Annotated in this window: 14 protein-coding genes; 5 read left to right on the forward strand and 9 right to left on the reverse strand. The window is 70.3% G+C overall.

The features are described from left to right. The first annotated feature begins 149 nt into the window (after window positions 1-149). A complete protein-coding gene (locus tag FPY90_RS16285) occupies window positions 150-1,382 on the forward strand; it encodes a M20 metallopeptidase family protein (protein ID WP_498682162.1) in 1,233 nt (410 codons plus the stop codon). A gap of 44 nt (window positions 1,383-1,426) precedes the next feature. Beyond that, a complete protein-coding gene (locus FPY90_RS16290) occupies window positions 1,427-2,800 on the forward strand; it encodes an MFS transporter (RefSeq protein ID WP_498682163.1) in 1,374 nt (457 codons plus the stop codon). Between the two features lie 105 nt (window positions 2,801-2,905). Here the strand turns inward: FPY90_RS16290 and FPY90_RS16295 are convergent, their stop codons facing one another. The 3 genes from FPY90_RS16295 to FPY90_RS16305 form a co-directional block, all read right to left on the reverse strand. Then, window positions 2,906-4,015 carry an oxidoreductase gene (locus tag FPY90_RS16295; RefSeq protein ID WP_498682165.1) on the reverse strand — a complete coding sequence of 370 codons (1,110 nt, stop codon included), beginning with the start codon at window positions 4,013-4,015 and terminating at the stop codon, window positions 2,906-2,908. A 74-nt stretch (window positions 4,016-4,089) separates the two neighbouring features. Next, window positions 4,090-4,839, reverse strand: coding sequence for a hypothetical protein (locus tag FPY90_RS16300; protein WP_498682166.1), 750 nt, complete (start codon window positions 4,837-4,839; stop codon window positions 4,090-4,092). Further along, on the reverse strand, window positions 4,839-4,997 hold the full coding sequence (locus FPY90_RS16305) for a ribbon-helix-helix domain-containing protein (protein WP_498682168.1): 159 nt from the start codon (window positions 4,995-4,997) through the stop codon (window positions 4,839-4,841). Before FPY90_RS16305 ends, FPY90_RS16300 begins: the two co-directional genes overlap by 1 nt. 98 nt (window positions 4,998-5,095) lie before the next feature. On the opposite strand from FPY90_RS16305, the gene FPY90_RS16310 reads away from it, so the two are divergent. Beyond that, a complete protein-coding gene (locus FPY90_RS16310; RefSeq protein WP_071214792.1) occupies window positions 5,096-5,668 on the forward strand; it encodes a YdeI/OmpD-associated family protein in 573 nt (190 codons plus the stop codon). On the opposite strand, the gene FPY90_RS16315 is transcribed toward FPY90_RS16310, so the two are convergent. Continuing rightward, on the reverse strand, window positions 5,665-6,411 hold the full coding sequence (locus FPY90_RS16315; protein WP_498682169.1) for a glutamine amidotransferase: 747 nt from the start codon (window positions 6,409-6,411) through the stop codon (window positions 5,665-5,667). The genes FPY90_RS16310 and FPY90_RS16315 overlap by 4 nt on opposite strands. Window positions 6,412-6,556: 145 nt before the next feature. Between FPY90_RS16315 and FPY90_RS16320 the strand changes: the two genes are divergently transcribed. Continuing rightward, entirely contained in the window at window positions 6,557-7,336 is a 780-nt protein-coding gene (locus tag FPY90_RS16320) for an SDR family NAD(P)-dependent oxidoreductase (protein WP_498682170.1), read from the forward strand. A gap of 41 nt (window positions 7,337-7,377) precedes the next feature. Here the strand turns inward: FPY90_RS16320 and FPY90_RS16325 are convergent, their stop codons facing one another. Further along, window positions 7,378-8,154 carry a DUF1684 domain-containing protein gene (locus FPY90_RS16325; protein ID WP_498682172.1) on the reverse strand — a complete coding sequence of 259 codons (777 nt, stop codon included), beginning with the start codon at window positions 8,152-8,154 and terminating at the stop codon, window positions 7,378-7,380. A gap of 87 nt (window positions 8,155-8,241) precedes the next feature. Between FPY90_RS16325 and FPY90_RS16330 the strand changes: the two genes are divergently transcribed. Further along, window positions 8,242-8,550, forward strand: coding sequence for a hypothetical protein (locus tag FPY90_RS16330; protein ID WP_498682173.1), 309 nt, complete (start codon window positions 8,242-8,244; stop codon window positions 8,548-8,550). Window positions 8,551-8,566: 16 nt separating this feature from the next. Here the strand turns inward: FPY90_RS16330 and FPY90_RS16335 are convergent, their stop codons facing one another. From FPY90_RS16335 to FPY90_RS16350, 4 genes are all read right to left on the reverse strand, one after another. Further along, window positions 8,567-10,387, reverse strand: a complete 1,821-nt coding sequence (locus FPY90_RS16335) for a TspO-related membrane protein (protein WP_498682175.1) — start codon at window positions 10,385-10,387, stop codon at window positions 8,567-8,569. Window positions 10,388-10,565: 178 nt separating this feature from the next. Beyond that, the gene (locus tag FPY90_RS16340; protein ID WP_286135368.1) at window positions 10,566-11,639 is read right to left on the reverse strand and encodes a pseudouridine synthase; all 1,074 of its coding nucleotides are present in this window, start codon (window positions 11,637-11,639) and stop codon (window positions 10,566-10,568) included. 64 nt (window positions 11,640-11,703) lie between these two features. Next, window positions 11,704-12,537 (reverse strand): DNA-formamidopyrimidine glycosylase family protein, encoded by an 834-nt coding sequence (locus FPY90_RS16345; protein ID WP_071214799.1) that lies wholly within the window; start codon window positions 12,535-12,537, stop codon window positions 11,704-11,706. A gap of 113 nt (window positions 12,538-12,650) precedes the next feature. After that, a complete protein-coding gene (locus tag FPY90_RS16350) occupies window positions 12,651-17,522 on the reverse strand; it encodes an ATP-dependent helicase (protein WP_498682178.1) in 4,872 nt (1,623 codons plus the stop codon). Window positions 17,523-17,563 lie beyond the last annotated feature (41 nt).

Here is a 17,563-nt window from a genome sequence, read left to right on the forward strand (position 1 = left end):
TTTTCAACCGTGCACATTTTCGCAGTTTGAAGGCCATCCTGCGCAATTATCTTTGAATCTTCATCCATTATCCTTCCCGGGCCCCACTATCGAAAGTGACACAACTCACCACCGGGTGGGCGACGGAATGAAGGAAGGGACCACAGGGCATGAGCACCACCACCGCCATCCTGCAGGACGCACGGGAACTCGCCCCCGAGATCGCCCGCCTGCGCCACGCGCTGCACCGCGAGCCCGAGGTCGGGCTGCAAGTGCCGCGCACCCAGGAACGGGTCCTGCAGTGGCTCGAGCCCCTCGGCTTCGAGATTTCCCTGGGCCAGGACCTCACCTCGGTGACAGCGGTGCTGCGCGGCGGGGCATCGAACGCCCCCGCCGGCGAGCGCCCCGCGGTGCTGCTGCGGGGGGACATGGACGGGCTGCCGCTGACCGAGAAATCGGGTGTCGAGTTCGCTTCGCAGACCGGGGACACCATGCACGCCTGCGGCCACGACCTGCACACCGCGATGCTGGCCGGCGCGGCCACCCTGCTCGCCGAGCGCCGCGAGTCCCTGCCCGGGGACGTGGTGCTGATGTTCCAGCCCGGCGAGGAAGGCTGGGACGGTGCGGGCCACATGGTCCGCGAAGGCGTGCTGGAGGCCAGCGGCAGGAAGGTCGATGCGGCCTTCGGCCTGCACGTGATGAGCTCAATGGGATCCACCGGTGTCTTCACCGCCAAGCCCGGAACCATGATGAGTGCTTCCGACGGGCTCTTCGTGACGGTGCGCGGCGCCGGCGGGCACGGCTCGGCGCCCTTTGCCGCCAAGGACCCGGTCACCGCGGCCGCGGAAATGGTCACGGCCCTGCAGGTCATGGTCACCCGCCAATTCGACATCTTCGATCCGGTGGTCGTTTCCGTGGGCGTGCTGCGCGCCGGGACGGTGCGCAACATCATCCCCGAAACCGCCTACTTCGAGGCAACCATCCGTTCCTTCAGCAATGCCGCGCACGAGAAGTTGCGGGCCGTGGTCCCCGCGCTGCTGGAGGGGATCGCCCGGGCCCACGGGCTGGAGATCGATGTCGAATACCGCACCGAGTACCCCACCACGATCAACACCGAGGCCGAGACCCGTTTCGCCGCCGATGCGGTGCACGAGCTTTTCGGCACCGGGTCCTTCACCACCATGGCCAGCCCGTTGGCCGGGTCCGAGGATTTCTCACGGGTGCTCAACGAGGTTCCCGGTGCCTTTGTTTTCCTGTCCGCGCTGGCCCCCGGCGTGGATGCGGACGCGGCGGAGTACAACCACTCCCCGTATGCACGTTTCGATGATTCGGTGTTGGGCCGCGGTACCGCGCTTTACACGCAGCTGGCCACCGCCAAGCTCGCTTCCCTGGCAACACGCTAACCCCCCCCGTTCCCCCTCCCACACAGAACCCAGGAAACACTCCCATGAGCATCAAGGAAGAGCTGGCCCCGGCCGGCAGCCCCCAGACCACCGTCCGGCCCCAGCACGCCGCGGCACCGTCCCCGCACGGGACACCGGGCCAGTCCACCTTCAAGACCCTGCTGGGCATCGGCGCGGGCAACGCCGTGGAATGGTTCGACTGGGCCATCTACGCCACGTTCGCCTCCTTCATCTCCGGCCAGCTCTTCTCCAAGGCCGACCCGACCTCCGCGTTCCTGGCGACCATGGCGATCTTTGCCGTCGGCTTCGTGGCCCGCCCCTTCGGCGGGGCCTTCTTCGGCCTGATCGGGGACAAGGTCGGCCGCAAGGCGGCCATGACCATGGCCGTGGGCCTGGCCTCGGTCGGCTCGCTGATCATCGCGGTCACCCCGACCTATGGGAGCATCGGAGCCGGCGCCTCGCTGATCCTGCTGGTGGCCCGCCTGCTGCAGGGCCTGGCGCACGGCGGCGAGATGCCCAGCGCGCAGACCTACCTCGCCGAGGTGGCCCCGGCCCCGAAGCGCGGGTTCTACTCCACGCTGATGTACTTCTCCGGCACCGCAGGCATCGTGGCCGGCACCCTGCTCGGCGCGATCCTCACCGTCACCCTGACCAAGGAACAGATGGGCGCCTTCGGCTGGCGCATCCCCTTTGCCGTCGGGGCGTTGATGGGCCTGTACACCCTGATCATGCGCTCACGCCTGAAGGAAACTGCACAGTTCGAGGAACAGAAGTCGGCCAAGGCCGCGGCCGCCACAAAGGGTCCCTCGGTCATCTCGCAGATCATGGCCAACTGGCGCCAAGCGGTGCGGGTCATCGGTTTGACCGTCGGTTTGACCGTGGTCTACTACATTTGGTCCGTTTCGACCCCCGCCTACGCGATCGCCAACCTGAAGATGGATCCGGCCACCGCGCTGTGGACCGGCGTCGCCGCCAACCTGGTGTTCATGACGGCTCTGCCGTTCTGGGGCAAGCTTTCGGACCGCATCGGCCGTCGTCCGGTCCTGCTGATCTCGGCCCTGGGTGCCGCGGTGCTGCAGTTCCCGATGTCCTCCCTGGTCCGCGGTGAGGCCTGGCAGCTGTTCGTCGCAATGTCGGTGATGCTGATCTTCATCGCAGCCTCCGCCTCGATCGTTCCGGCCGTGTACGCCGAGCTGTTCCCCACCGCCATCCGCACCATCGGCGTGGCCATCCCCTACGCCATCGCCGTGGCGGCCTTCGGCGGCACCGCGGCCTTCCTGCAAGCCGGGTTCAACGCCTGGTTCGGGCACTCCGTCGGCGGAACGGTCTTCGCTGTCTACTCCATCATCCTGCTGCTGGTCAGCGCGTTTACCGTCTACAAGATGCCCGAATCGGTGGGCAAGGACCTGCGCGGCTAGACGGCGGGGCAGGGCGCACTGCCATAACCCCGCAAAAAAGGTGAGGGCCGTCCGGGAATCCCCTCCCGGACGGCCCTCACCTTTTACATTGCAGCGCGGGCGCGCCTACCAGTGGGCGCGCCAGTACTGCGCGGCAAAGGGCACCTGCTCGCGCGGCACCCCCAATTCGGCGGCGGCCACCGCGGGCCAGTTGGGGTTCTTTAGCGCCGCGCGGCCGATCGAGACCCCGTCGGCGGCGCCGGTGACCAGCACCTGCTCGGCCTGCGAAGGATCGTTGATCATGCCCACAGCGGTCACGAAGGCCCCGGGGGCCGCCTGCTTCACGGCCGCGGCCAGCGGCACCTGGAAGCCCGGGCCGGAGGGTCCGTGGTACTTGCCGATCCCGGCACTGGACAGGTCGAAGGCGCTGACCCCCAGCTCGAAGGCCTCGGCGGCGAAGCGCACGGTGTCGGCGATCCGCCACCCGCCCTCGACCCAGTCGTCTCCGGAGAAGCGGATGGCCAGTGGCTTGTGCGCAGGCCAGGCGGTGCGCACCGCGGCGATGACCTCGCGGGCGTAGCGGGTGCGGTTCTGGTAGCTTCCGCCGTACTCGTCGGTGCGGGTGTTGGTCAGCGGGGAAAGGAACTCGTGGACCAGGTACCCGTGGGCGGCGTGGATCTGGGCAACATCGAATCCTGCCGCGTCTGCGCGGGTTGCCGCGTCGGCCCAGTCCCGGACCGAGGCGGCGATCTGCCCGGTGGACATCGCGGTGGCCGGGGCCAGCCCGAAGGCGTCCGTGGCCGAGGGGCCGGCGGTTTCCCAGCCGCGGCCGGGCACCGGAAGGTTCCCGGTTTCCCCGGCGGCGATGGGGCCCGGCAGCCACGGGTGGGTGGAGGCCTTGGCTCCGGCGTGTGCCAGCTGGATGCCGGCGGCCGCGCCCTGGGAGTGGATGAAGTCGACGATCGGTGTCCAGGCGCTTCCCTGGGCGTCGTTCCAGATGCCGGTGTCCGCGTCGCTGATCCGGCCCGCGGCGGCCACGGCGGTGGCCTCGGTGAACACCAGCCCGAAGCCGCCGGCGGCCCGGGCGCCGAGGTGTGCCAGGTGCCAGGCGTGCGGCACCCCGTCGTGCTGGGTGACGGAGTACTGGCACATCGGGGCCAGCACCGTGCGGTTGCGCAGGCGAAGGCCGGGGCCCGTCGGGGCGGCCAGGGTGACCGGCGTAAAGAGTTTGCTCATGTCGGGTGCCAACCGGCGTGCCGCCCGGGCTATTCCCCTCGGTGCCCCGGCACCGGTCCCCGGCTTCGGCGGCATCAGTGCCGCGTGTATCCGTACAGGTCCCGCTGGCGTTCGTTGATCCACAACGATCCGCCGTCGGGGTGCTCCGCCAACAGGGTGCGCCCGTAGGCCTCGTCGACCAGCTGCGACTCGAAGCCGGCGGAAGGCAGCTGGCCGGCCAACGCTTCCAGCTTCCCGGAATATTCGAGGGACAGCTCGACCCGGGGAGCCTGGCCGGCGTGTGCCGCGACGAGGCCGCCGTGCTTGGCCCGGTACTGCGCCCATGCGCCGCCGTTGGAGAAGGTGTCAGGTTTTGCCCCGATGTTGGCCAGGGTTGCCTGGGCACCGGGCACATCGGGGGTGTTCCACAGTGCCAGGACCGCCAGCTGCCCGTCGGCGCCTGCCGTGTCCGGCGGTGTTCCCTCGGTGGCCAGCGGATCCACCGCGAGTGCGGTGAAGGACAGCCCGTCCGGGGCCGTGATCCGCGCCTGTGCCCGGGGGCCGTCGCCGTGGGGTGCCGGCAGCATCGTCACGGGGGTTCCGTCGCCGATGGTCCACTGCGCGAATTTCTCCAGGTCGCGGACCTCGAAGACCAGCTCGGTGTGAAACGTGGCGGAGTCCTGCAGCAGGATGCGGCCCGCATCGGCGGCATAGCAGCGCTGCACGGTGCCGGGCGCGGCAAGGTTGGCCGGCAGCACCGGCATTTCCCGAAGGCCCAGCGCGGTGAGCAGCCGTGCCCACTGCGCTACGTGCGGGGTGTGCAGGGTGGGACGGACGCGCAGCATCAGTGATCCTCCAGGTAGTGTTCCAGCGCCTTTTCGACAAAGGCCGACAGACTTGCTTCATCGTCGATGGCCGCGTGCTTCACCCGCCGCACCAGGGCGGCGGGCAAATAGACGTTGAACTGGATTCTGGGACTGGATGCGTCCTCGTTCGTTGCCATGCAAGGGATGCTAGCAAGTTAGCAATGATTTGTGAAGGGGCGCCGACGGTGGCGCCTGCGGTGGCGCCAACGCGGCCTGGCGTGGTGGGATTGGTGCCATGGCAATCCTTCTGGAAGAACTCCTGCTCCCCGACGCCGCGGCTTGGCGCCAATGGCTCGCCGAGCACCACGCGGACCACCCCGGGGTCCGCGTGGTGCTGCACAAGAAGGGCGGAACCACCACGAGCCTCACCTACGCCCAGGCGCTGGACGAGGCACTGTGCTTCGGCTGGATCGACGGCCAGCGCAACGGGCGCGACGAGCACAGCTTCACCAACAGGTTCACCCCGCGCACCGCGCGCAGCAAGTGGTCCGCCAGGAACGTGGAACACATCCAGCGGCTGGAGGCCGCCGGCTTGATGGAACCTGCGGGGACCGCCGCGGTCCAGGCGGCCAAGGCCGACGGGAGGTGGGAGGACGCCTATGCGGGGCAGGCCTCGGCGCAGCTTCCGGCCGATTTCCTCGAGGCGGTGTCCGGATCTCCCCGGGCACGGGACATGCTGGCAACCCTCGGTGCCAGTGAGCGCTTCGCCATCTACTACAGGTTGCACACCGTCAAGGGCGTCGAGACCCGGCGCAGGAAGATCGCCGACTACGTGGCCCGGCTCGAGGCCGGGCAGGGGATCGTCTAGCGTTCGGCCCCGTAGCGCTGCACGAAGTTGTGCAGGATCAGTGCGGGCCACTCCACGCGCGAGCCCAGGGCCGCATCGTGCAGGCGCTGGGCCTCGTGCGGCGGGAAGTATCCGGCATCCCGGTAGATCAGGATGCGCTGGGCCAACCCCATCGGGTCGAGTTCGGGATGGAACTGGGTGGCGTACAGATTGGTCCTGACGCGGAACATCTGCACGGGACAGGCCGCCGAGTCCGCCAGCAGGACCGCCGAGGCGGGGAGCACGGAGACAGCTTCCTTGTGGCCCACGAAGGCGTCGAACTCCTGGGGAAGCCCGGCCAGCAACGGATCGATCCGACCCTCGTGGGTGAGCCGGATCCGCGAGGTGCCCACCGGCTCGCCGTAGTGGGTGTCGATCGTCCCGCCTTGGTGGATTCCCAGCGTGCCGACCCCGAAGCAGGCACCCAGGAACGGGAAGTCCTCGGCCACCAGCACATCGAGCAGCCTGGACAGATCCGCCTCGCAGCGCTTCTGCGTCGCGGATTTCACCGAGGGATGGTCCGAGGCATTGAACGGGCTGCCGCCCAGGATGATGCCCGGGCAGTCCTGCAGCCCCAACTCGTTGATCGGGCCCAGCGGCTCGCGGTCGAGCCGGATGACCCGCAGGGCATCGGCGGCCAGCCCGCTGGCGGCCAGCACCCCGCGCACCTCGTCGGAGGTGGCCAGGTCGTGTTCCCGCGTGGATATCAAGATGAAGCGCCCCATTTGTGCAGTCTACGGCCACTGTGGCGGCCGCAAGGACTGTCGCACCACCCCTTTTGTCCGGGAGCCGGCTCGCCTACGCTGGAGTGAGTTAATGGCCCCTAACCCAATTGGCGGCCGCCGGCAACACTATGGAGGGAATTTCAGCATGCTCATCACCGACTCAGTCGCACTGGTCACCGGAGGCGCCTCGGGCCTCGGGGCCGCCACCGCCCGGGTGCTTTACGACGCCGGGGCCCACGTGCTGCTGGTGGACCTGCCCTCCTCCAACGGCGATGCAGCCGCGGCCGCACTGGGGGAGCGGGCCAGCTTCGTGGCCGCCGATGTCACCGACGAATCCCAGGTCAAGGAGGCCATTGCCGCGGCCGGGGAAATGGGGAACCTGCGCATCGTGGTCAACTGCGCCGGGGTCGCCACCCCGGGAAAGGTGCTGGGACGCGAGGGCGTGCTGCCGCTGTCCACCTTCGAAAAGGTCATCGCCATCAACCTCACCGGCACCTTCAACGTGGTGCGGCTGGCGGCCGAGGCCATGGCGGCGACCGAGCCGCTCGTGGACCCGGCCACCGGCACGCAAGAACGCGGGGTCATCATCAACACCGCCTCGGTCGCCGCCTTCGACGGGCAGATCGGCCAGCCCGCCTACGCGGCGTCGAAGGGCGCGGTGGCCGCGATGACGCTGCCGCTGGCCCGCGAGCTGGCCCGCCACTTCATCCGGGTCATGACCATCGCCCCGGGCATCTTTGAGACCCCGATGATGGCCTCGCTCTCCGCCGAGGCGCAGGCCTCGCTGGGCGCCCAGGTGCCGCACCCGGCACGCCTGGGCAAACCGGCCGAATACGCGGCCCTGGTGGAACACATTGTGGCCAACCAGATGCTCAACGGCGAAACCATCCGCCTTGACGGCGCCATCCGCATGGGCCCGAAGTAGGAAACACCGCGACCGCTGCCGGGGCCATCGGCCCGGCAGCTCTAGTGCGGCAGCTTTTCCCCGGCGCGCACCGCGATCCCGAGCCGGTTGCCCGGCACCGGGGCGGGGCACACCGCGAAGGGCGAGAAAGCCATGGGATAGTTCAAGGTGCGGTTGAAGTCGATCATGACCGAACCGTCGGCACCGGGGGCCGGGACCGTGACAAAGCGCCAGGGCGCGGTCTGCTCCCCGTTGGTCGTGTCCCTGAAGGCCAGGGTCAGCGCGCCGTCGGCGTTCTGCGTCGCGGCCAAGGACGCGGTGTGTCCGGCGAGCGTGAAGGCGACCTCGCCGACCAGCTCTGCCTTCAGCGTGGTGTCGGCCCGGAAGCTGTCGACCGGGACTACCTTCGGGGAGTGGAAGGGCGTGAAGTGCCCGGCCACGACGAAGCGCGCATCGTGGTCGAAGACCGGAACCCCGGAGAAGGCCTTCAGCCGCGGGTGGGTGCGCTCGCGGGTGCGGATCATGTAGCGTCCGCCGCGCACTCCCAGCTCCACCAGGGTGTCGCCGTGGCGGACGAAGTGCATCGACTCGTCCTCGTGCAGGGACTTTTCCAGGGTTCCGGACACCGGGTCGCCGTCCGGGGTGGTGACCGATTCGGCTGCCGCGAAGCCGGCGCTCGCTCCGGATGCGTCGGCGCTCCAGGTGCCGGGGACCAGGTCCAGGTGGCCGGGATCCGCGGGGAGCCATTGGTAGCTGCTCAGCGAGAGCCACCCGAAGGGAGCGGCCAGGCCTTCATTGCGCATCCGGCGCCACTGCGTGAATTCTTCTGCTGCATTCATGGTTTCAGTGTCCCACCTTTGCGACCGGTGGCTTCGGGCCCCGGGGTGCGGCGACGACACCCGGATCGCGCCGCTAGGCTTGTTTGCATGCCTTCCTATCGCGCGCAATTGAACATCATGGGGCTGCGGCCCGGGCACCTGCCCGAAGCGGTCATGGACACCGCGGTGGCCTCGCTGGCAATCGGCCACCACGTGGACGCGAACCAGCTCGACGTCGTGGCTGGGCTCCCGCGCATCACGGTGCGCTACACCGTGGAAGAGGACGGGAACCCGGATGCGCGAGCCGTTTCCTCGGCGGCGGCCATGCGCGCCGCGGTGGAAACCGTGGCGGTGACCGAGAAGCTGGTGGTGCTGCGCCGCACCAAGGGACGCTGGATCGCCCTGCGGCGCCCCTGACCCCGGGCCAGGAAGGTCAGGAAAAGTCCGTGGACTTGCCGCGGGCGGCCCGGTGCTCGGCATGGTGGATCTGGTAGCGCCGGTTCTCGGTGGCCAGCAGGACCACGAACCCGGCCATGCCGGCCAGGATGGCCACCCAGATGGAGTTGCTGGTCCCCAGCACCCGGGGCACCAGGATCCAGAACATGCCCCAGCCAAAGCCGATGGCCAGGATGATGCGCCCGCGTTCGGTCATCGACAGCGACATGGCCGCGTAGCCCGCCGCGGGTACCAGCAGCGTGGCGACCCAGATGCCCACCCCGCCGCCGGCGCCCCAGGACGCCAGCAGGTTGGTAACGGTGGATGCCAGCACGACCAAGCTGAAACCGGTCATCAGGCTGACGGGGGCGTCGGTGAGCATGCGTTCGCGCCGGGTGCGGGCGGTCTTGGCGTTCAGTCCGCGCACCGCGGTGAACAGGAACCAGCAGCTGGCCGCGGCGCACACGAGCGCCGGGAACTGCCAATCGTTCAGGGCGCTGAGCATCCACAGCCCGGAGGCCACGCAGGCCAGCGCAAACGGATAGCCGACCACGCGCTGCCGCACCGCCGAACGTTGCGAGGGAGCCCACGAGTAGGCGGCACCCAAAAGGGCCCAGACGAAGATGACGGGCCACACCAGGTGCGCGGTGGGGGCCAGGGACAGCATCGAGTAATTGGAGCCCAGGGACTCGACTCTGCCGGAGGACAGCGTATCCAAGGCGGTAAGCGACAGGACTGCTGCCGCCAGCGCTGCGGAGCTGCCGGCGATCCTGCGGCGCAGGTCGGTCGGTTCCTCGGCCGGGTTGGGTTCGAATTCGGGCAGGGCGTAGGGGGCCACGTACACCGGTTCGGCGGTGGCCTGCTGGTGGTCGATCGCGGCCTTGGCGCTGGCAACCAGCGCGGCCAGCTGCTCCGGATCCACCTGCGGGGCCGGAACCCAGGCCACCGGGGTCCCCGTGCCGGCAATTGTCACCTCGGCGTCCGGCGCCTGGTCGGCCTCGGGCATTTCGAAGGCCGGAAGCACTTCGGGGGGCGGAGCCATTGGCTTGTTCCGGGCCGCTTCGGCGGCCCGGGCGCGGGCCTCGGCCTGCGCCTGCGCCGCGATCCTTGCCTCGGCGGCCTGGTGTGCTGCGGCTTCCAGCTTGGCCTGGTGGGCCAGGCGCACGGCCTCGCGCTTGGCCGCCTCGGCCTTTGCCTCGGCGCGGGCGACCTCGAGCAACCGGTCTTGTTCCTTGAGTTCGGCGGCCTTGGCCCGTTCAATGCGCCGTTGCTGCCAACGGGCCTTGAAGGTCCTGGGGGCCGCGTAGATCTTGTCGCCCAGGGCTTCCCAATCGGGTTCGGGCATCGAATCGAGCCAGTTGTTGATTCCGGAGAATCCGCCGGAGACCGTTCGTTCGGGCTGCTCGTCCGCGGCCTTGGCCGCCGGTGCCTGCTTGTCGGTCAGGTGGCGCAGCGGGGACTCGCCAGCGGCCGGTGCCTCGGGGGAGTTGAGCACCTCGTCGACGGAGCCGGGCTCGGGAACGGTGCGATGGGGAACCGGGTGGGCGATGCGCTCGGAGACCCGGTCGGTGCGGGCAGCCGGTGCGGATTCCCCGGCGGCGCGGACCAGGTCGGTCGGGCCGTGCGGGGCAGGGTCCGTGGACTTGGGGGCTTCGGATTCGGGTGCCGCGGGGCTCTTCGCCGGCGTGGTGCCGGAGGAGACGGGATCCTTGCCCGAATCCTTGCCCGGTGCCGGTGCCGGGGCCTTGGCAGGTTGTTCCGGGGCCGTGTTGGGCGGGTTCGTTGACGAGGAGGAGGTCCTGGTATTGGAATTGCTCATGTTCAGTCCCTTCTTCGCGCCGTGCTGCCCGTGGTGCACCGGCCCATCGGATGGCTACCAGCGTACCGAACAACCCCGAGCGGATGCCCGATTCCCACGCCCGCACGCCCGCGTCCGCAGGTGAGTTGCGCCATGAATGCCGCCCCACCGGCGGAAAGCGGTGGCCGTTTGCCTGGTGTCAGGCGGGGGATTCGGCCAGTTCCAGCTTCGAGGTGTAGCTCACCGGCAACCCGGTGATCGGGTCGTTGAAGGAAATGCTGCGGGCCAGCAGTTGCAGCGGGCGCGCGTAGTCGTCGGGGGCCAGATCCAGCAGCGTCGGGTAGAACGGGTCGTTGAGGATCCCCAGGCCCAATGCGGCCAGGTGCACGCGCAGCTGGTGGGTCTTGCCGGAGTGCGGGCGCAGCCTGAACCTGGCCACCTTCGCCCCGGAAAAGTGCCCGGCCGAGGTGCCGGTGCCCAGCAGCTCGACCAGGGATTCGGCGTTGGGCTCGCCCTCCTCGACCAGTGAGCGCAGCTGCCCCTTGATCTTGCTCATCCGGTTCCGGTACACCAGCGGGTCCGCGGCCAGGGCGTCGAGGCGGGCCTCCAATTCGTCCGGGGACAGCAGGTGGTTGCCCGGCCCCGCCGTCCCGTCAATCGCGTTGCCGCTGCGTTCCTCGGCGCTTCCGCCCAGCCCGCCGAGGCCAAGCACCTCGCCGGCCGGGCGTCCCGCCACCGGCTCGAGCGCGGAGACGGCCTCGTAGGTCTTGGAGATCTCGCGGCGTTCGAAGAGCGTCTGGTAAGCCCCGCGCGTGGCCGGGTTGGTGGAGAACAGCAGTATCCCCGCGGTCGCACGGTCCAGACGGTGCATGGGGATCAGCTCCGGGTTGCCGGTCCGGTTGCGCAGCCGCACCAGTGCCGATTCCTGGATGAACCGCCCGCCCGGGGTGGTGGGCAGGAAGTGCGGTTTGTCGATGACCAGCAGGTGCTCGTCGTGGTGAAGGATCGTCTCGGTGAAGGGTATGGGCTCCTCAGCCGGCAGGTTGCGGTAGTACCAAATGAACTCGTGGCCGCCCAGCGGGGTGTGCTCGTCCAGTACGACCCCGTCGAGGCCGACCACCTCGCCGTTGCGGAAGCGCCGGGTGATGCCCGCCGCGTCGACGTGCCCGAAGCGGTGCAACATGTACTCGCACACCGTCGCCCACTGGCCGTGTGAGGGCACACGCAGGCGGGTTGCATTGACGCCGTTGCGTACGGGCAGGGGAGAGATCATGGCCATGCACACCAGTCTTTCACGGGTGCATGGCCTCCTCGGCCGCCCTGGCCCGTTCCCGCGGCTAGCGGGCCCCTTCCCCGGAAGGCACGTAGGATCCCTGGCAGGAGGCGCAGAAAAACACGTCGCGTTCGGCGCTGCGCGTCGATTCGGCCATCGACTCCTTCTGCAGGGCTTCCCCGCAGCGCAGGCAGGCCTGCCCGGCACGGCCGTAGACCCAGTAGGGGTTCATCCCGTCCGCACCGGTGGTCACCCGCCGGGCACGGTCCTTGTTGGCGTTCAGCAGCCGATGCGCCAGATCCACCAGGTGGCCCAGGTCCTCGACCTCGCCCACCGGGGTGCGCGGGTGCACCCGCGCCACGAAGAGCAACTCGGAGCGGTACACATTGCCCAGCCCGCAGATCAGCCGCTGGTCAAGCAGCGCCAGCCCGATCGGCCGTTCGGGGGCCGCAAGCAGCCGGCGCACCGCCTCGGCCGGGTCCCAGGAGTGCCCCAGCGGATCGGGGCCCAGGTGCCCGATGACCTCGACCTCGTCGGTGGTGCGCAGCACATGCAGGAACCCGAGCTCGAAGCCCACCGCGGTGAAGGCCGGGTTGCCCAGCACGGCACGGGCCTTGAACGCCGGGGAGCGCCAGCGCTCGCCGGTGGCGTAGACGTCCCAGTGGCCCTCCATCAGCAGGTGCGAGTGGATGCTCAGCGGCGGGGCGGAAACCCGCGACGGCGGGCGGGTGCGGATCAGCAGATGCTTGCCGCGCGAGACGACGGATTCGACCATCCAATCCACCAGCGACAAGGTCGCGTGGGCGGGCACCCTGAAGTCGCTCAGGCTCAACGCCTTGCCCCCCAGCGCGGCCTCCAATCGACGGGCCGTGCGAAAAACTGTGTCCCCTTCGGGCATCGCCAAAACCACCTAACTCGCTAGACGGGGTTCACCTGCCCAAGTATTCAGGTGACCCTAGTCACCTAGCCTAGCCGGTACCGGGCAACGGCGGGCGAAAAAGCCCCAAATTACTAGCTCCTAAACCGCAGTCCACTAGGGGTCGAATAGAACCCGGCGCGGCGCAGCGCCGCCCCCAGCGGCGAATCGTTGACGGGGGAGCCGTTGACCTTCTCGATACCCAGCTTCACCGTCCCGGCCCGGCGCAGCACCGCCACCAGTTCCACGGCCACCGCATCGAGCACCGCTGCCTCGGCGCCGGCGGATTCGGTGTCCGGGACCAGGGAGCCGAAGCCCAGGACGGTCTTGCCGCCGCGTTCCACATACAGGGCCAAGGCCCCGTCCAGCAGCACCACCAGGGCCCCGGCCTTGCGCCCGGGACGGTGCCCGCCGGCGGACTCGGGCCAGCCCAGCGCCGCCCCGTAGGGATTGGCCGGGTCGGTGGCCGCCAGCCCCAGGGCTGTGGGCAACTGCCCGTGCCCGGGCTCCCGCACCAGGGTTCGCAGCCGGTCGATCGTTGCGGAGGTGGAGAACTGGGCGGCGCCCAGCCGCTCGACGAAGTAGCCGCGGCGGGTGTGCCCGGCCTCCTCGAGCCTCCCGAGCACCCGGTAGAGCTGCCCGAAGCCGCCGGGCACCGCCTCGGCGGCGACCGAGCCGCGGGTCACCACCCCGTAGCGCTCCAGCAGGAACTCCGCGGCGGCGTGCGCCCGGATGGTGGGGTCGTTCAGCGGTGCCGGCAGCGCCGCCCAGCGCCCGGTGGCCGCCTCCGGTGCCGGTCGCCGTCCCGTCAGCTCGACGGGGGCCCCGGGGCTCGAAGCGCGCAGCATGGCCATGCGCCCCAGCCGGGCGGTGCGCGCCCGCGGGGCCGGCGCGGGGAGGCGGTGCGCGCTCTTGCCGCCGGTGACCAGCTGGCGGATCGGTGCCAGGGTGTCGGGGGAGACGGCCGAGGCCCAGAACAGTTCCCACAGGGCCTCGAGCACCGCGCCGCCCGTGGGCTCCGGACCCGGTTCGCCCGGTCCGCGGGCCAGCAGCCCGGCCAGCTGCGGCACGAAGTGGGCGCCGGAGGAGCCCAGCAGCCCATGCAGCCGGGAAGCCAGCGGGCCCAGCGCGGAGGTGTCTGGAAACGGCAGGCTCAACGGCGCGTTTTCGGCCGTGTGCAGGGCGATCCACCCGTCGGTCCCGGCCAGCGCCCCGGCCCCGGAGACCAGGACCTCCCCGGCGCTCATGAGCTCGTCGAGCATCCATGGCTGGTAGTCCCGCACGCGGGCCGGCAGCACGTAGGACTCCAGCGCGGAGGCCGGGACCGGCACCCCGGCCAGCTGCTCGACCACGGCCAGCACCCCGTCGATGCCGCGCAGCCCCGCACCGATGCCCTGCCAGCCGGGCAGGAAGCGGGCGAAGGTCTGTTGGTCCACGGGCTCGACCTCGGCGCGCAGGGCGGCCAGCGACCTGGTGCGGATCATCCGCAGGACACCGGCATCGCAATACTCGGTGGCATTGACCCCGGTCGCCGGGAGCCCGGTGAGCATTTCGGCGGGCCGGAACGCCCCGGCCATGACCCGCGAATCGGCCACCAGGCGTTCCAGCACGGACACGACGACCGCGACGCCCAGGCCCAGCGCGGCCGCGACGTCCCCGGCCGTGAAGGGACCGTGGGTGCGGGCAAAACGGGAGACCAAATCCCCCACCGGGTCGGCGACCGGTTCGATGAAGGCCAGCGGCACCCCGTGCGGCAGCGGCACCCCGAGCCCGTCGCGCAGCCGCGGGGCATCCTCTATCGCCGCGAACAGCTCCCTGCCGCCCAGGCGCACGGCGAGCGCGCGGTTGGCGTGCACCAGCGCGGCCAGGTGCCCGGCCGCGGACCGAAGGGCATCGGCCTCGGTGGCATCCTCGGATTCGGGGCGCAGCCTGGCCGCCACGGCCTCGGCATCCAGCGGGCCGAGCATCCGCAGCAGATCGGCGGTGCCTTCCAAGCCGGCCAGTCTGCGGTCCTTGGACAGGCGCTGCAGCTGGTCCTGCGTGCGGGCGATGACCTGGGCGTCGAGCAGTTCGCGCAGCTCGGTGCGGCCCAGCAACTCGTTGAGCAGCGCCGGGTCCAGGGACAGGGCCGCGGCGCGGCGTTCGGCCAGCGGCGAGTCGCCCTCGTAGAGGAACTGGGCGACATAGCCGAAGAGCAGCGACTGGGCGAAGGGGGAGGGCGTGCGGGTGGCGACCTCGCGCACCGCGATGGCCCGGGAGGTGATGCCGCCCAGCAGGGACTTGAGTGCGGGCAGGTCGTAGACGTCGTTGAGGCATTCGCGCACGGTTTCCAGGATGATCGGGAAGTCCGGGTACTTCCGTGCCACGTCCAGCAGCTGCTTGCTGCGTTGGCGCTGCTGCCACAGCGGGGTGCGCTTGGACGGGTCGGTGCGTGGCAGCAGCAGGGCCCGGGCCGCGCATTCGCGGAAGCGCGAGGCAAAGAGGGCCGAGTTGCCCACCTGCGCGGTGACCAGGTCCTCGATCTCCTCGGGCTCGAAGGCGAACAGCTCGGCCCCGGGAGGTTCGTCGTCCATGGCCGGGACGCGCAGCACGATCCCGTCGTCCGCGGCCATGGACGAGCCGTCCAGTCCGTAGCGCTCGTGCAGCCGTGCGCCGACGGCCAGCGCCCAGGGCGCGTGGACCGGCAGCCCGAAGGGCGAATGCAGGATGACCCGCCAGTCCCCGAGCTCGTCCACGAAGCGCTCGATGAGCAGGGTCTTGTCGCTGGGCACCACGGAGGTCGCCTGCTGTTGCGCGCCGAGGTAGTTGCGCAGGTTCCCCGCGGCGAAGGCATCCAGGCCGATGTCCTCCAGCTCGGCGCGGGCGGCCTCCCCGGTGGCGTTGGCCAGCCGGGCGGTGAAGGCGCCCAGCGCGGCGCCGAGTTCCACGGGCCGGCCCTGGGTGTCGCCCTTCCAGAAGGGCAGCTTGCCCGGCTGTCCGAAGGCGGGGGAGACCAGCACCCGGTCATGGGTGATGTCCTCGATCTTCCAGCTGGTGGCCCCCAGCGCAAACACGTCCCCGACCCGGGATTCGTAGACCATTTCCTCGTCGAGCTCGCCGACCCGGCGCCCGCCCTTGGCCCCGGAATCCTCCGCCCCGGCCAGGTACACGCCGAAGAGCCCGCGGTCCGGGATCGTCCCGCCGCTGATCACGGCCAGGCGTTGGGCGCCGGGCCGTCCGGTGAGCACCCCCGCATCGCGGTCCCAGACCAGGCGGGGGCGCAGCTGGGCGAACTCGTCCGAGGGGTACTTGCCGGCAAGCATCTCCAGGGTCGCGGTGAACGCGGCGCGCGGCAGCGTGGCGTAGGGGGCCGAGCGCCGCACGGTCTCGAACCAGGCCTCGACGCCCAGGTCCTGCAGCGCGCAGGCGGCCAGGGTTTGCTGCGCGAGGACATCCAGCGGGTTGGCCGGGATGTGCAGCTTCTCGATCTTCCCCTCGCGCATCCGCGAGACGGTCAGCGCGGTGGAGAGCAGGTCGGCCCGGTGCTTGGGGAAGAAGGTGCCGGTGGAGGTTTCCCCGACCTGGTGCCCGGCCCGGCCCACGCGCTGCAGGCCCGAGGCCACCGAGGGCGGGGACTCGACCTGGATCACCAGGTCGACCAGGCCCATGTCGATGCCCAGCTCCAGGGAGCTGGTGGCCACCACGGCGCGCAGCACCCCGGTCTTGAGGTCGTCCTCGATGTTGGCCCGGGTCTCCTTGGACACCGAACCGTGGTGGGCGCGGGCCAGCGGCACCACGGCCCCGTCCCCGGGATCGGGGGTGCTGGTGGCGGTGGTCCCGGCCTGCGCCATCATCGCCGCGGGCATCCCGGTTCCCGGCTGCACCCGGGCCACGGGCGTCCCGGCCGTCATCTCGGCGCCGGTGGAGCCGATCCCGTTGGGGGCGAAGCCTGCCCCGGCGACGGTCCCGGTGAGGCGGGTTTCGTGGATCTCGTTGAGCCGCCCGGTCAGCCGCTCGGCCAGCCGGCGGGAGTTGGCAAAGACGATGGTGGAGCGGTTCGCCTCGATCAAGTCGACGATCTGTTCCTCGACGTGCGGCCAGATGCTGGCCTGCGGGGCCAGCCCGGAACCCGGGCCCAGGTCGTGGGCGGCGGCTGCGGCGGGCAGGTCGGTCATGTCCTCGACGGGCACCCGGACGCTCAGTTCCCAGGTCTTGGTGATCGGCGGGGCGATGATGCTCACCGGGGCGGTGCCGCCCAGGAAGCGGGCCACCTCGTCGCGCGGCTCGACGGTGGCCGAGAGCCCGATGCGCTGGGCCGGGGAGGGAAGCAGGTTATCGAGGCGTTCCAGGGACAGCGCCAGGTGGGCGCCGCGCTTGGTCCCGGCCACCGCGTGCACCTCGTCGATGATCACGGTGTGCACGCCCACCAGGGACTCGCGGGCCCGGGAGGTGAGCATCAGGTAGAGCGATTCGGGGGTGGTGATCAGGATGTCCGGCGGGTTGGTCACCAGCTTGCGGCGCTCGTTCGCCGGGGTGTCCCCGGAGCGCACGCCCACCGAGACCTGCGGGACCGCCAGGCCCAGGTGCGCGGCGGTGGCCTTGATGCCCACCAGCGGGGCGCGCAGGTTCCGTTCCACGTCCACGCCCAGGGCCTTGAGCGGGGAAATGTAGAGCACCTTGGTGCCACCGGATTTGCCGGCCGTCTTCTTGTCCTTGGCCCCGGGAGAACCCGTGGTTTCCAGGCCCGGGAGCGCCGGGTCCAGGATCTCGGTGGCGGTGCGGGCAAAGGAGTCCAGTGCCCAGAGGAATGCCGAGAGCGTTTTGCCGGAACCGGTGGGTGCAACGACCAGGGCGTGTTGGCCGGTGGAAATCGCGTCCCAGGCCCCGATCTGGGCGGGGGTCGGCGCGGCGAAGGCTCCCTCGAACCAGGCCCGCGTCGCGGGGGTGAACCGCTCAAGGACGTGCGCCGCATCAACATTCTTAGCCATCGATCCCAGCCTAAACGCTCGAAGCGTCAATTCGGGTTCGG

The organism is Arthrobacter sp. C2 (genome assembly GCA_024207135.1).
Taxonomy (GTDB): Bacteria; Actinomycetota; Actinomycetes; order Actinomycetales; family Micrococcaceae; genus Paeniglutamicibacter.

What these genes read in the sequence shown, in the direction of transcription:
- FPY90_RS16325 (WP_498682172.1), bottom strand. Translation starts at nt 8,154, where the DNA reads ATGAATGCAGCAGAAGAATTCACGCAGTGGCGCCGGATGCGCAATGAA.
- FPY90_RS16295 (WP_498682165.1), bottom strand. Translation starts at nt 4,015, where the DNA reads ATGAGCAAACTCTTTACGCCGGTCACCCTGGCCGCCCCGACGGGCCCC.
- FPY90_RS16310 (WP_071214792.1), top strand. Translation starts at nt 5,096, where the DNA reads ATGGCAATCCTTCTGGAAGAACTCCTGCTCCCCGACGCCGCGGCTTGG.
- FPY90_RS16330 (WP_498682173.1), top strand. Translation starts at nt 8,242, where the DNA reads ATGCCTTCCTATCGCGCGCAATTGAACATCATGGGGCTGCGGCCCGGG.
- FPY90_RS16315 (WP_498682169.1), bottom strand. Translation starts at nt 6,411, where the DNA reads ATGGGGCGCTTCATCTTGATATCCACGCGGGAACACGACCTGGCCACC.
- FPY90_RS16335 (WP_498682175.1), bottom strand. Translation starts at nt 10,387, where the DNA reads ATGAGCAATTCCAATACCAGGACCTCCTCCTCGTCAACGAACCCGCCC.
- FPY90_RS16340 (WP_286135368.1), bottom strand. Translation starts at nt 11,639, where the DNA reads ATGATCTCTCCCCTGCCCGTACGCAACGGCGTCAATGCAACCCGCCTG.
- FPY90_RS16305 (WP_498682168.1), bottom strand. Translation starts at nt 4,997, where the DNA reads ATGGCAACGAACGAGGACGCATCCAGTCCCAGAATCCAGTTCAACGTC.
- FPY90_RS16320 (WP_498682170.1), top strand. Translation starts at nt 6,557, where the DNA reads ATGCTCATCACCGACTCAGTCGCACTGGTCACCGGAGGCGCCTCGGGC.
- FPY90_RS16290 (WP_498682163.1), top strand. Translation starts at nt 1,427, where the DNA reads ATGAGCATCAAGGAAGAGCTGGCCCCGGCCGGCAGCCCCCAGACCACC.
- FPY90_RS16345 (WP_071214799.1), bottom strand. Translation starts at nt 12,537, where the DNA reads ATGCCCGAAGGGGACACAGTTTTTCGCACGGCCCGTCGATTGGAGGCC.
- FPY90_RS16285 (WP_498682162.1), top strand. Translation starts at nt 150, where the DNA reads ATGAGCACCACCACCGCCATCCTGCAGGACGCACGGGAACTCGCCCCC.
- FPY90_RS16350 (WP_498682178.1), bottom strand. Translation starts at nt 17,522, where the DNA reads ATGGCTAAGAATGTTGATGCGGCGCACGTCCTTGAGCGGTTCACCCCC.
- FPY90_RS16300 (WP_498682166.1), bottom strand. Translation starts at nt 4,839, where the DNA reads ATGCTGCGCGTCCGTCCCACCCTGCACACCCCGCACGTAGCGCAGTGG.